A 13188-nucleotide genomic window follows, 5' to 3' on the forward strand; every position below is an offset into this window, starting at 1 on the left:
GGGCACGCGGACCTCACGGCGTCGGAGACGTTCCTGAGACGGCAGACAGACGTACCACGGCCGATGGCACGGCCCGTGCGATTCGAGTGGGACGACCACCACTGGTCGGAGGTACCACACTCTCACGAAAGTCCCAAAGAAGCGCGCACAGACCAGAGTATCCTACGGTCGGCGTAGGAGAAAGTTGCCTCCGTGGGGGTTCGGCATGAGCCGAGACCGCCAGCGCGAGGAATCCCCGCCCCTTCAGGGCGGGGAGGATGTCAAAGCGATCACACGGGACTTGATCGTCGACCGGTTGGGAGAGGTGCCGTACGATCGGTTTCTGTTCTATCTGATGGGACCGTACAAGTCGTTCAACCTCAACTACGTTCTCAGCGATGCGGAACGCCGCGATATCGACCAGGACGATCTCCCCGGTCCGCTCCGTCGACTCTTTCGGAACGAAGACGATATCGACGATGCACAGGCACTCCTGCGGCGGATTCAGGGCGAACTTCGCGTGGACCCCGGCGTGAACGCCTTTCTCGCGCTCGATGTGGACGTTGACACCGACGATGTCGACGCAGCGACACAGAGTATCGAGTACACGCGGTGTAGCAATGCGACCGCGTTCGTGCTTCCGTTTCTTGGCCACAATTTCGGCGTCGGCGAAGAAGCCGGCAGCATCCTGGAAGCGCTGTCGGAAACACACGGCGATCGGCTGGTCTTCCTCCACGAGGACGACGTCACGAGTGCGATGATCCGCTCGGCCCGGGTACGGTGGGATCTCCGCGTCGCCACGTACGAAACCGAGACGGAACTCGTTTCGAAACTCCGGCTGTTCACTGGCGGGATCATGCAGCGCGAACGTCGAGGCGATCTCGAACGACGGGACTGACGCGACGGAGCTACCTCCCCACTCTCGACGGTGATCCGGGCGTGGACGAGGCCGTGACCGTTTCCCGTTGCTGATCGCGGAACGCACGGACGCGTCTCGATATCTTCGGCATCGGCTGTGGATGAGCCGAACATACTCTTGAACCGATGGTCGATCACCCGCTTCGATGCACGTCCGTGGCCGTATGCAGGCTCCGTCCGGAAAGCTGTGTCAGCGTCGACATCGTCAGTACCGACCCGGGGTCTCGACGCCGATCGAGAGGGACACACCACACCCTGTCACGTGTTCTGTGTCGATCGACGGCCTCGCCATATGCACGCGGATACACCACCGTTTCGCGTGACGCGTCGTCGATCGCGTGGATCCCCATCGACGGTGATCGTCTACGGGAGTCGTCGTTACTGGACGCCGAGGTATCCGGCGGCCGCGTTGGCGATCGTCTCCGTCGTGGCCGCACTGAGATGACCCTCGGCCGTTTCGATGTCGGCGTGGCGGATCACGACCACGGTCCACGGGTTCACGTCGCTCTCGCGTGGGAATCCCCCGGAGACGAAGTCACTCTCTCTCCGGATGGGATGGCGACTGCCCACCGTGTCGTTGTCACCGCCGCATAGCGGGCTTCCTCGTCACTAAACGGGTGTGAGTCGTCGGTCGTCGAGGCCGACCTCGCTCGGCGTTGCGCAGTGTCGGCGGCGGAACTGACCGTTGGCTCACGACACTGGTCTCATCCAAAGACACAATGTTCTGTGTACACGTAGGTATCTGTATGCCCACGATCACCGTCAACGTCGACGACGATCTCAAAGACCGGATGGAGAGGCATCCGGAGATCAACTGGAGCGAGGTCACGCGGCAGGCCATTCGGGAGAAGATCGAGACGCTGGACGTGATGGACGAACTGACGTCGGAGAGCGAACTCACGGAGAGCGACGTTGCGGAAATCGCCGACAAGATCAATGAGCGCGGACGCGAGCGCGTCGACGAACGGGCGAACTGAATGCGGCTGGTCGTCGACGCCACCGTCGTCATCTCCGCACTCATCGCCAACTCGAAAACCCGGGAGCTCATCGTCACGCTCGACCCCGACCTGCTGACGCCCGCGTTCGTCCACGACGAACTCGAGAACTACCACGGTCTGATCGTCGAGAAGTCCGGGATGGAGCCACGGCGGGTGCAGCAGTTCGTCGATCTCATCTTCCAGTATATCAGGGTCGTCCCCGCGAACGATTTCCATACCCACATCGAGGACGCTGACGACGCCATCGGTGGGACGGACCCCGACGACGTACTGTACGTGGCGTGTGCCCTCGCGCTGGACGCCGCTCTCTGGAGTGATGACACCGATTTCGAGGACCAGGACGTCGTCGAGGTCTACTCGACGAGCGACGTGATCGACTCGTTCGAGACTCGCTAGCCGACTCCACTCACTCGGAGCCGTCGATCGTTGCCCCCCTTCCGACACACCCCACCGTGTCACGCGCTCTTCCTCGTCATACTGGCCGCCGGCCCGCCCCTCGGTTCTCGCGTGGCGATCGAGGATCCCGAGCATCGCGAGGTCCGCGCGGTGGTCGTGCATCCGCCGCCGAACGAGGGGATCGACGCCGGAGCGTTCGGCGAGACGCCGGTCGGGGGGAAGTTCGATCCGCACTCGTGCGGGCGTCTCGTCCTCGAGCGCCGCGACCAGTGAGTGAGATCGAACCGTTATGACACGCCCCGTCCTCGTTATCGGCCGCATCGAGCGTGTCGCGAGAGCACTTGACTTAGTCACAGCATCCCGGGGTCACGGAACACGTGACACGGTGGGTAAGTACATCGTTACCCTCGAGAAATCGTCGACCGCTTGCTTGCGGTCGTGGTTTCGGCGAGCCGATGGCCACACAGGGTCGGCGGTCACGCCCGGGTCAGGCGTCTCAGACGGGAAGATCGACTGGCGAGTTGTTTCGGACGACCGTTCGGAACCGGGTCGAGATGGCGTACAGTACCACGAAGTAGACGGCAGCACCCGTCCCCGCGATCACGACGACCGAGACGTCGTTTCTCGGGAAGATCCCGAATACCGAATCGGCGCGTAGGATTCCCGACACCACCACGCCCATACACGCGGCCGCAGCCCACTGGCGAAGGATCTCTCCGATCGGGATCGCGAAGTCGATCTGCTGCCGGAGGTAGTAGGCGGCGCCGATCAGCCCGACCACCGCCGAACAGACGGTCGCGACCGCGGCGCCGATCCAGCCGTACTGTGACACCAACACGAGGTTCAGTGCCGCGTTCCCGCCGATGAAGACCGCGTTGACCCGGAACGAGAGGTCGGGCCGGTCGATCGCGTTGAGCGCGTTGGTGAACTGCATCTGGTAGTCGTAGATGTGGACCGACAGGATGAGGAGACCCAACACAGCCGTTCCCTGGACGAACTCGGAGCCGTAGATCCGGAGGAGTCGATCGCCGATCAGCACGCCCCCAACGAGCCCCGGGATCAGGATGAGGCCACCGAACGCGAGCGTATCCGAGACGAGGGTCCGGATCTGTTCGGCGTCGTCCTCGGCGGCACGCTTACTGATCTCCGGGAACATTGATGTCCGGATCGACGCCCCGAATACGTTGAGAAATGATGCGATGTTCCAGGCAATCGTGTAGATCCCGATCAGGTTCGAGGGAACGAACAGGCCGAGGACGACGACGTCGACCCAGTTGAACGAGCGACTACGAATGCCGCCAAGCCAGGAGTACTTCGCGTATGAGAGGAGGCTTTCGACGTGTCGGTAGCTCCAGTCGTCGAGTGATGGGTGCTTCTCAAGCGACCGGTACACGATCGTAAGGCCGAGAAGTGAGGCGATCAGAGTCCCGGCGAACAATCCGCCGACAAGACTGAGTAACTCGTACCCAAGGTATACCGCAGCGACCTGCAAGACAACCCGGATCACTGTTCGCGTCGTGGAGACGCCCGCGATGTACTGTACCAACCGTTGCCCCTTCAGGACAGCGGTCGTGTAGCCGTTGAGAAGTTCCACGAGGACGAGCAATGCCAGGATAAATGGTGCACCTGGATGGCCAACGTAGCCTGTGATCTGTGTCCGGAATAAGCTGATCCCGACCAACAGAAGGATACTCAAGACGCAAATAACAAGTGCGCCGGTGACGAGATATTTCTCTGAGTCGGATCCCTCGCTGATCCGTTTCGAGAGGGCTCCGCCGACGCCCATCTCTCCGGCCAGCTTGAGCCAGGAGACAAGCGCAAGGATGAGGAAATAAACACCAAGCGTCCCGGCTCCGAGAGCACGTGCGAAATAGAGCGTTGCTAGAAATCCCGTTACTGAGACAACGATGTTTGAAAGAAAATAGACGAACGACGTTTGGCCGATACGCATACCGTATGCGGTCGACGACCGGATGCGACATTAACCCGTTGTTCGAGGACCGACGGTTGGATACTACCCCACAGACGTTCCCGCCTCGAAACGATCGTGATTTGTAGCCTCAAAACATACATAATTTCTATTGAGGACGTGTGATGATAACGGTGGATGCTCTCCCGAATGTGCAGTGTCCGAACTGTGATCGCCCCTTCGAGACCGGCGAACACAAGGGATGGGACGCACTCGTCTGTCCGGCCTGTGAGAAAATCGGTATCGTTCTGTTCAATTGATCGGCGATCGCTCGCTCGTTACGGTCTCCGGTCTCCCCACGAAATGAACGGGAACTACGCTGTTGAACCCACAGAAGTCGACGGATAGCGTCGCTATATAGGAAGAAGCGAAGCTTCGTCAATTTGTTTCGTCGTGTTCTTTGGACGTCTGTGGGTTCGTCAGTGCCGTATCGGCCAGTTGAATGTGACGATCCTATTGGAAGAGTGGCTGCCATCTGTTGGCACCTGGATACCTACAACTGCGAGTCGTGGTAGATCAGTACGATCGATACTCGCAGGTAGCGTGCAGGCGCTTGATCACATTAACATATATCGATCTATATCCCAAAGTAGATATGCCGAACAATGTATTCCAATAGCAGTATTTTGATGTGCAAGCCTGGCAAATCCATATTCTATGAGTGAATGTACGATTGTGATGTACCACTACGTTCGGGACCTTTCGAAAAGTCGGTACCCGGACATCAATGCACTAACTGTCGATGAATTCCGATATCAGCTTGATTATCTTGAATCCGAATATACCTTCATCACAGTGGATGAGCTTCAATCAGCTCTGCTCAACGATGAAGACTTGCCCGAGAACGCTGTCCTACTAACGTTTGACGACGGATTTGCAGATCATTATGAGACAGTATTTCCTATACTCACACAGAGGGGAATTCAAGGCGCTTTCTTCCCACCTGTTGATCCAATAGAAAACGAGACTGTACTTGATGTTCATAAAATCCACACCATTCTCGCAGAGAGAGACAGTGATGAGAAGTTACTTAATATGGTTCTTGATATACTTGAGCAGTATCAGTCCCAGTTTGAGCTAAAACCACCCAGACAGTATTACGATGAACTAGCTGAAGAGGGACGATGGGATCCCGAAGAGATCGTTTTCGTAAAGCGGTTACTTCAATATGCCCTTCCCGACAAAGCACGAGGAGCTATTATTGACGATCTCTTTGATCAGTACTTGAGCGTTGACGAAGAGATACTCTCACAGGAATGGTATATGACTAAAGACCAACTCCGGGTGATGGTAGATAATGGGATGTATATCGGAAGTCATACTGCGAACCATTACTGGTTAGATACACTTTCACGTCAAGAGGTAGTCAATGAAATCGAGACCTCACTGGACTTCCTTGATAGCATAAACAGTCCAACTGAGGAGTGGATGATGTGCTACCCATATGGCAGATACAACGAGAAGGTAATTGATGTTTTAAAAAGATATGGCTGCAATCTTGCATTCACAACAGAACCCCGCGTAGCTAATACGGTAAATGATAATCCACTCGAAGTACCAAGGTTAGATACTAACGACTTACCCCAATCAGCAGGACGTTATTCCCCCTGATTCTCACGGAGTTACCCAATCTCTACGGCTTCCCCACAACATACTTGAGTAATACGCTCTTCAGTAGGAGATTGTTGATACTGTTGAGCTGTGGCTGTCGAGTCGAAGAGGACAAGGACACCGCGTCAGCGGTGTCCGACACGGATGATTCCGCTCGATGTGTTTGGGTCGGAATCGGCCGCAGCGGACCTGCTCCAACAGGTTCGCTGGCGTGACGGCGTTTCCTGTCCTCGCTGCCGTTCTGACCGAACGGTCAGAAACGGCTGCTACGGGCACTTTCAGCGGTATCTCTGTAAGGATTGCGACCGCACGTTCAACGATAGGACCGGCACGATCTTCGCTCACTCAAAGATCGCGCTCCGCGAATAGTTGTTCTCGATCTACGCGTTTTTGCGGTTTAACACCAGTCTCAGGCAGTTACAGTGCGAAATCGAGGTCACCTACAAAACCATCTACAGGCGTGTCGAGCACTTCGCGGAAGCACTCGACGCGCCGTCACTCGATCTCCGTGGCCCGATCGAAATTGACGAGTTCTACGTCCCTGCCGGCCTGAAAGGCCGCAAGCGCGATCGCTGGTCGCGCTCTCGCGGCCTCTCTCGACGCGGGCGCGGAACATTCGGTAGTTCCCATCGTTCCTGATTATTGACCCAATTTCTGGAGGAGGGTGAGAGAGATCAGACCGACCTATCCACTGAGTCGAACAGAGACGGCGATCTCACTCCGGTGAGAGCGCCGTCAACTTGCCTAAGACGCGGAGCCGTCGCTCATTCAGAGGGGTGGCGCTGGACGCGGGCGGTTTCAGCCCGCGTCCAGCTTGCTATAGGTCGGCGGGATTCCGGTACGGTTAGTCGGTGCCTCCCACTTCCGTCCCAACGTGTCGTCGAGCGCACGGTCAATCCACTCTCTGAATACCTCGAAGCGGAACCAAGCAGGGAGTGCTCGCCCGCCGCGCCGCGGCGTGGCGAGCACGCCCCATCGAACGATCACCCACAGATTCCGCAGCAAGAAACTCACAAGCACGAACAACAACCGCACGACCGGATCAGTCGTGCTCGTCCGCGCACGCGCTTGGCGCATCGTCCGGAAGGCTGTCTCGATGGCTGAGCGTTTCTGGTAGAGGGCTTCGACTTCCTTCGGCGTGCGATCGGCCAGATCGCACGCCACGTATGCCCGAACAAGCAAGCCGTGTTTGCCTCGATTCCCCTGTTGATAGGAGACACAGACCGCGAGCGGGAAGCGCAGTTCCCGCTCGCTTCCCTCGTACATCACGTACTCCGACCAGTAGGAAACGGTCGTGTCCAGTTTTTCGGCCATCTGTTTCCCACGGCGGACGACCGGGAGAGCGACTGGTGAAACTGCATCTAGTCGCTCGATCGATGAGCCATCGTAGAAGCCACGGTCAGCGAGGAGTCCAGCGATCTCGAATGGGAGGGCCGCGACGTGGTCGAGCAGTCGCTCGACCGCGTCGCTTTTGGGTTCGTCACTCCGGGCAGGTGTGACCGCGATGACGAGGGGTTTTGCTCGACAGAGAACGAATCCAGCGAGGTAGCGATGGCACTGAGAGGTGCCATCGCGTGGTTTCGTGTGACAGAGTTCGCCAGCCTCGGCGTGTGGGCAGCCGTGGTAATGGATATCGACGAAGTCGAGACAGATGATCCTCGGGCTGGGGCCGAGGATCATCGCCGCCTGCTGGACAAAGAGCTGGTTGACGATGACTTCGAGTTCGTCAGGTGGGACGGTGTGCAGCTGAGTGAGTGTGTAGTCGTCGGAGTAGGTTCCACGAGTGGTGTCGGTGACGGCTTTGATGGACTTCTGATCGACGGCAGCTTGGAGGAGCGTTTGACGGATCATCCCGGAGTCGAAGCCACAGCCTTCGACTCCGGGGATCGGTATCTCTGCGAGGAGACCCTCCGCTAAGGTTTCAAGGTCAGAGGCCGTAAGAACAGTGTCTGGATGGTAGAGGAACTTCATACACCCATTCAGACGCTCTCTAAGACTCTAACCTCATCAGTTGTGACTATCCTCTGACTCGATGGGAACTACCGACATTTGAACAGGACAAGCCGCCCGTGTTCGTCCTCGTGGATCGCGGCACCGAAAAGCGGTACATCGTGCCGGCGAAATCCGCAGACGAATCGACGATCCGGCTCCTGCTGGCGGTCAGCCAGCAGGAGCCACTCACCGTCTATACGGACGGATTTTGCGCGTACGATCCGCTTGGGCAAGACGAAAAATTCGACCGCGAATACGTCGTTCACGGCGACGGCGAATACGCCGACGACACGGTCCACGTGAATTCTTGCGAGAGCCACGCGTCGCTGGCGCGACGGTGGCTCTCGCCGCATCGAGGCATCTCAAAAGATCGCCTCACACAGTATCTCCGAGCGTTCGAACTCAGACGAGAACTCTACCGCAAACCCGGACGAGAAGCGCTCAAACACGCTATCAAAGCCACTCTCTGAAATCAACAATGTGCTACACAAGAGCGTGAGTAATATGTAGGAAGATAACAGAGATGGATACAACGATTGTTCCGCTGCAAACGGTTCTATTGAACCCACTGACTGCGTAGCGATAGTCCGTCAGAACGCTGGAGATGAAGCGGGAGAGTACAGTTGTGCAAAAGGTACTCTTCCGCTTCGTTAAACAAACTGTCTCGATAGCACGAAAACTTACTGATGCTGCGCTGATGTAGATCGTCCATCCTGTATCGGTAGATCCGTGCGAGCGTGGGTATGGTACCCGCCAGTTTCGTAAGCTTACCCTCGCCGCTGCCGTCTACAACGTTGAACAAGCTGTCAAACAATCAATCCCGTCGCCTTCTACGGACCCCAATAATGCCCAGGATCACACATCGCTGTTCCTACCGCGATTGATCGTTGATGCTGTTCACAAAGCGTAACCAATAGTTTGTTTGAGTTCGAAAGACCCAATATGGTTGACGAACTAACAGAGCCGTCCGATATTTCTCAGGTACGCTCTCACTACGATTCCAAGGTCGATGAGTATGATCGGATGTACTTTTCTGACCGCGACGACTACGTACCCGCTCTCGTTGCCGAGGAAATTCTCCTGAAACGGATCTTAGATCTTGACGCCGACCGCGTCCTCGATATGGGATGTGGCAACGGTGGAATGGTACATACGCTCTGTAAGAATGGCATCGACGCAGTCGGCTTCGACCTTTCGGAGGAGATGATAACGTCTGGGAAGACAGTCTTCGAGTCTGATGGTCTCGATCCTGAGCGGCTCAAGCGGGCAAATGTGCAGGACGGTATCCCATTTGATGGGACCTTTGATGTCATTATGGGTGTTGGGCTTTTCCCACATCTTGATGAGACGGCGGCCTATCTCCGGATAGTGTGTAACTCGTTGCGCTCCGACGGAGTGGCACTAATCCAGTTTCGAAACGCTCTGTTCAACCTCTACTCGATGAATAGTTACACTTACCACTATATTATGGAATCCATACTCACTGACGCCAATCTCCCTGTGGACCTGCATTCCGCCTTCGACCAGCGATTACGTGACATCTGTCGCGTTGGGGAAGAGGGGATTGGACAGACACCGGAGACTGACAGTGAGGGGCAGTTCCACAACCCGCTTACGATCCATTCAACATTCAACGAGAGCGGCTTTGATGTGGATGAAATTTACTTCTATCACTATCATCCGATTCCCCCAGAGTTCCGAGCCGTAGATGAGGCGGCGTATGACCAACTTGCGAAGGAGTTTGAAGATCCCCACGACTGGCGAGGATACTTTATGGCTTCGTCGTTCATCATTGAGGCAAACTAGTATGGATGTCGTCTGGCTCCTCGTCGATTCGCTCTCTTTTTCGACCACGTCGTTTGCGTCTGATGGGCCTGATACGATGCCCGAATTAAAGACACTCGCTGACGAACACGCTGTAACATTCACTAATGCATATGTCCCCGGGCCATTGAGCCCTTCATCTCACGCATCTATGTTTACCGGGGAATTGCCGTCCGCCGTCGGTATGCATGAGGCGTATCCTTATTTCGATCAGAACATCACGACGATCACCGAACGTATGGCAGAGACCCACAACACGTCATTATTCTCAGCAAACATATGGCTATTCCAAGGGCTAGAACGTGGATTCGAGACGAAGGTGAATTTTAGTGGTCCTGATCTTCCCTATCCCTTAGCTACAAACCCAGAAGACTACTTTGATGCGGGCGCAGTTCCAGAACTATATACAATCTGGCGATTCCTCCGAAGCGATGGCAAGCCGATCCGGTCGCTTCTCAACTACGCCGCGTACCGCCGCCAATCGGATGTGGACAAAGCTCACCGTCACGTTTCCCGTATCAATGACGCAATCCGGAAAACGAGAGCTGAGACATCCGGCGACGACTATGTTTTTGCTAACTATATGGATATCCACCCGCCGCTATCCGCTAGCGAGGAGGCACTTGAGAGGTTTGCCTCCGACATTCCAGAGGTAGAACTACCTATTGACGTTTCTCCGGAGCGACACATCAAAAATGCAGAGAAATCTTACGACGTGGAAGCGATGGAACGCTTGTACCGCGCTGCGATTTGGGATTTCGACCGAGCGCTCGCTCCCCTCGTTCGCGACCTAGTCTTGGACGACGTGTTTGTTGTCGTCACGTCGGATCACGGCATTTGGAACCGGAATACGGCCTACGAAGATAGTCGGCTTCACGTCCCGTTGCTTGTGTTCGCACCGGACGAGAAGTCCCGTACCATCACGCAAACAGTCAATCTTCGATCCCTTCCTCGGACGATAGATCAATGGGTGAACGATGAGAGCGAATTCAACGGTGTGTCGTTGCTTGATGTCGAATCAAATCAGATGTCGGTAACCGAAATCATCCACCACTCGAACGATGTCTACGAGCGAACTGGACGGGTTGATGTGACGAAATCAAACCACCACGATCGGGAACTCCAGCGAGATATCGTGTTAATCCAGAACGGCGCCCGTGTCGATTATGTATCTGGGGAGTGGACGTCCTCGGGCAAGGCATCCACAGTAAGTCGGCTCCGAGAGCGCGGCGAGGAAATCCTCTCTCAACCTGTTCTAATGGGCGATCGTGAGTTAACGTACGATGACGTAGTACGTGAACGACTAGAAGAACTTGGCTATATATAATTGGATATTGTCAAAATTCATATAATTAATTAGTATGGATATAATTGTCATATTACAAGTCCGGTTAGGCTCCTCACGACTCCCGGGCAAGGCTATGTACCCACTTGATGGCGACCCCGCTCTCATCCACGAACTCCGCCGGATTGTGGCTGCGTCCCGATTTGATCCCGAAGATGTGTTAGTTGCGACGACTGATCGACCCTGCGATGACACTGTGGAGTGGGTGGCCAAGAAGTTCGGAGCGACGGTATATCGTGGGACAGAGAACGATGTCCTCGGCCGAATCTACCGGGCGGCCGACGCCGCAGGAGCGGACGGTGTAGTCCGTGTCACCGCCGACAACCCGTTGGTTGAACCGGCAGTACTGACCCACCTTTCAGATCTACTCCAGAACTGCGATGTCGAGTATGTCTCAAACAAACTTGACGGAACGTTTCCGATTGGACTTGGCGCAAGTGCATTTACCCTTCAGGCTCTCCAGCGGGCGAACGATACCGTCTCCGACGATTATTACCGAGAACACGCAGGAGCGTACTTTCGGGACTCTCTCGACCGCTTGCGATGGGAAGATATCTCTGCGATAGACATATTTAATGAAACCCTAATAAACGACGTGCCAAACTTTTCCTCTCTCCGGCTCACGATGGATGTGGCCGATGACTACCGACTTTTCTCTCAGGTCTACAATGAAGTACAGTACGACTACATTCTCGATGCGGCAACCGCGATTAACTATATCTCTGATACTGACTTGCGAGTGGTTAATGAAAATGTCGTTCAGGATGTCCCGTAGTGGCATTCTATGGGGGCTTTCCCAGTCAACCGAATGATATGTCTAGTCAGCATTAGCACTACGTTTTGACGGGGTTAATCCGATCATTACAAAAAATCAAGATAGATTGCTCCTGTTTATACAGTCTCTCCAAATGATTGTTGCTCAGGATAGTATGGCAAACCTTAGTATTCTCTGCTGCCGATTTCTCGAAAATGGCTAACAGCGTAGCAGCAGTTGTTACATCTCGATCACAATATGCGCGAGTAAAGACAGCACTTCAAGCTCTAAACGACGATGACCGAATTGAGTTTTATCTTATCGTCTCTGGGGGAGCATTAGTTCACCGCTTCGGGGATATTTCAGATATTATGAAAGAGGCAGGGCTAGAAATCGACAAAAAAATCCACACATTATTGGAAGCTGGCGAACCGGTCGCCCAAGCAAAAACAACGGGAATGGGACTCGTCGAATATGCGACTGCATTCAAAGAGTTTGATCCTGATGTGATGCTGACTAGTGGGGATCGTCACGAAACAATGGCGAGTACACTTGCAGCATCGTATCTTAACATCCCTGTAGTTCACTTAGAGGGTGGAGAGATCACCGGTTCGATTGATGACAAGGTTCGCCACGCTACTACAAAAATGGCGGACTACCATCTGGTTTCAACTGATCGAAGCAAAGAAATTGTCCGACTGCTCGGTGAACCCGCCAATCGGATTTATCGGACTGGCTGTCCTTCAATAGAATTGGCCGAACAGATCCTACAGGAAGGAAGAGATGAGTATGACCCTCAAACTGAGTACGGTGGTGTCGGACATACTGTGGATGTTTCTCAGGATTATATTGTGATTCAGTATCATCCGCTCCCAACCGAATATGAATCAAACTATGACAAAACACAAGAGCTGATCAAGGCCTATGAGCAGCTTGATGTGCAGGCATTCTGGTTCTGGCCAAATATGGATGCCGGGACTGATCAGGTCTCGAAAGCGATGCGAGAGTACCGAGAGCAGCAAGACCCTGACGGGGTCCGATTCTTCATCAGTCTAGATCCGCACGATTACCTGACGCTGGTAAAGAACGCCGTATGTATGGTTGGTAATTCGAGTGTCGGCATTCGAGAGTGCTCATACTTCGGTATTCCGACCGTCAACATTGGGGAGCGGCAACAGTCGCGCGAGCGTGGACCAAACGTGCTTGACGTTGCTTGCGACGCCGAGGAGATCGCTAATGGAATCGAAACACAACTACAACAGGGATCGTATCCTCAATCAACAATCTACGGAAATGGGGATGCTGGACAAAAAATAACAGATACGGTTGCTGAACTCAACCCTGAGTTGAAGCCCCCTATGACGCCAGATTTACTAGGATACCACGGGGAGTGATACTACTG

General features: G+C 54.9%; 11 protein-coding genes and 5 pseudogenes. 12 read left to right on the plus strand and 4 right to left on the minus strand.

Going from position 1 to position 13188, the window contains the following annotated elements; translation table 11 throughout:
* Together OQF70_RS09930 and OQF70_RS09935 are read left to right on the plus strand one after the other, a co-directional pair.
* A pseudogene (locus OQF70_RS09930) lies at positions 1 to 177 on the plus strand (IS200/IS605 family transposon protein TnpB); the annotation flags it as partial.
* Between the two features lie 28 nt (positions 178 to 205).
* A complete protein-coding gene (locus OQF70_RS09935; protein ID WP_280537329.1) occupies positions 206 to 877 on the plus strand; it encodes a hypothetical protein in 672 nt (223 codons plus the stop codon).
* Positions 878 to 1275: 398 nt separating this feature from the next.
* Here OQF70_RS09935 and OQF70_RS09940 read toward each other — a convergent pair whose 3' ends face one another.
* A complete protein-coding gene (locus tag OQF70_RS09940) occupies positions 1276 to 1398 on the minus strand; it encodes a hypothetical protein (protein WP_280537331.1) in 123 nt (40 codons plus the stop codon).
* A 245-nt stretch (positions 1399 to 1643) separates the two neighbouring features.
* Between OQF70_RS09940 and OQF70_RS09945 the strand changes: the two genes are divergently transcribed.
* Complete coding sequence (locus tag OQF70_RS09945; RefSeq protein ID WP_280537332.1) at positions 1644 to 1874, plus strand: hypothetical protein; 231 nt, start codon at positions 1644 to 1646, stop codon at positions 1872 to 1874.
* A complete protein-coding gene (locus OQF70_RS09950) occupies positions 1875 to 2291 on the plus strand; it encodes a PIN domain-containing protein (protein WP_280537333.1) in 417 nt (138 codons plus the stop codon).
* 72 nt (positions 2292 to 2363) lie between these two features.
* On the opposite strand, the pseudogene OQF70_RS09955 reads toward OQF70_RS09950, so the two are convergent.
* A pseudogene (locus tag OQF70_RS09955) lies at positions 2364 to 2474 on the minus strand (hypothetical protein); the annotation flags it as partial.
* Positions 2475 to 2787: 313 nt separating this feature from the next.
* Positions 2788 to 4242 (minus strand): flippase, encoded by a 1455-nt coding sequence (locus OQF70_RS09960; RefSeq protein ID WP_280537334.1) that lies wholly within the window; start codon positions 4240 to 4242, stop codon positions 2788 to 2790.
* A 696-nt stretch (positions 4243 to 4938) separates the two neighbouring features.
* On the opposite strand from OQF70_RS09960, the gene OQF70_RS09965 reads away from it, so the two are divergent.
* Positions 4939 to 5871, plus strand: a complete 933-nt coding sequence (locus OQF70_RS09965; RefSeq protein ID WP_280537335.1) for a polysaccharide deacetylase family protein — start codon at positions 4939 to 4941, stop codon at positions 5869 to 5871.
* Positions 5872 to 6015: 144 nt separating this feature from the next.
* Positions 6016 to 6489: pseudogene (locus OQF70_RS09970) on the plus strand (transposase); the annotation flags it as partial.
* 180 nt (positions 6490 to 6669) lie between these two features.
* Here OQF70_RS09970 and OQF70_RS09975 read toward each other — a convergent pair.
* Positions 6670 to 7842, minus strand: coding sequence for an ISH3 family transposase (locus OQF70_RS09975; RefSeq protein WP_280537336.1), 1173 nt, complete (start codon positions 7840 to 7842; stop codon positions 6670 to 6672).
* Positions 7843 to 7916: 74 nt separating this feature from the next.
* On the opposite strand from OQF70_RS09975, the pseudogene OQF70_RS09980 reads away from it, so the two are divergent.
* The 6 genes and pseudogenes from OQF70_RS09980 to neuC all read left to right on the plus strand — a co-directional run.
* Positions 7917 to 8333: pseudogene (locus OQF70_RS09980) on the plus strand (IS1595 family transposase); the annotation flags it as partial.
* Between the two features lie 134 nt (positions 8334 to 8467).
* A pseudogene (locus OQF70_RS09985) lies at positions 8468 to 8563 on the plus strand (IS5/IS1182 family transposase); the annotation flags it as partial.
* A gap of 242 nt (positions 8564 to 8805) precedes the next feature.
* Entirely contained in the window at positions 8806 to 9669 is an 864-nt protein-coding gene (locus OQF70_RS09990) for a class I SAM-dependent methyltransferase (protein ID WP_280537338.1), read from the plus strand.
* A gap of 1 nt (position 9670) precedes the next feature.
* Positions 9671 to 11014 (plus strand): sulfatase-like hydrolase/transferase, encoded by a 1344-nt coding sequence (locus tag OQF70_RS09995; RefSeq protein WP_280537340.1) that lies wholly within the window; start codon positions 9671 to 9673, stop codon positions 11012 to 11014.
* A 34-nt stretch (positions 11015 to 11048) separates the two neighbouring features.
* Entirely contained in the window at positions 11049 to 11807 is a 759-nt protein-coding gene (locus OQF70_RS10000; RefSeq protein ID WP_280537341.1) for an NTP transferase domain-containing protein, read from the plus strand.
* Between the two features lie 194 nt (positions 11808 to 12001).
* On the plus strand, positions 12002 to 13180 hold the full coding sequence (gene neuC / locus OQF70_RS10005) for a UDP-N-acetylglucosamine 2-epimerase (protein WP_280537342.1): 1179 nt from the start codon (positions 12002 to 12004) through the stop codon (positions 13178 to 13180).
* Positions 13181 to 13188 lie beyond the last annotated feature (8 nt).

Origin of the sequence: Halopenitus sp. POP-27, from assembly GCF_029889855.1 — an archaeon.
GTDB lineage: Archaea > Halobacteriota > Halobacteria > Halobacteriales > Haloferacaceae > Halopenitus > Halopenitus malekzadehii.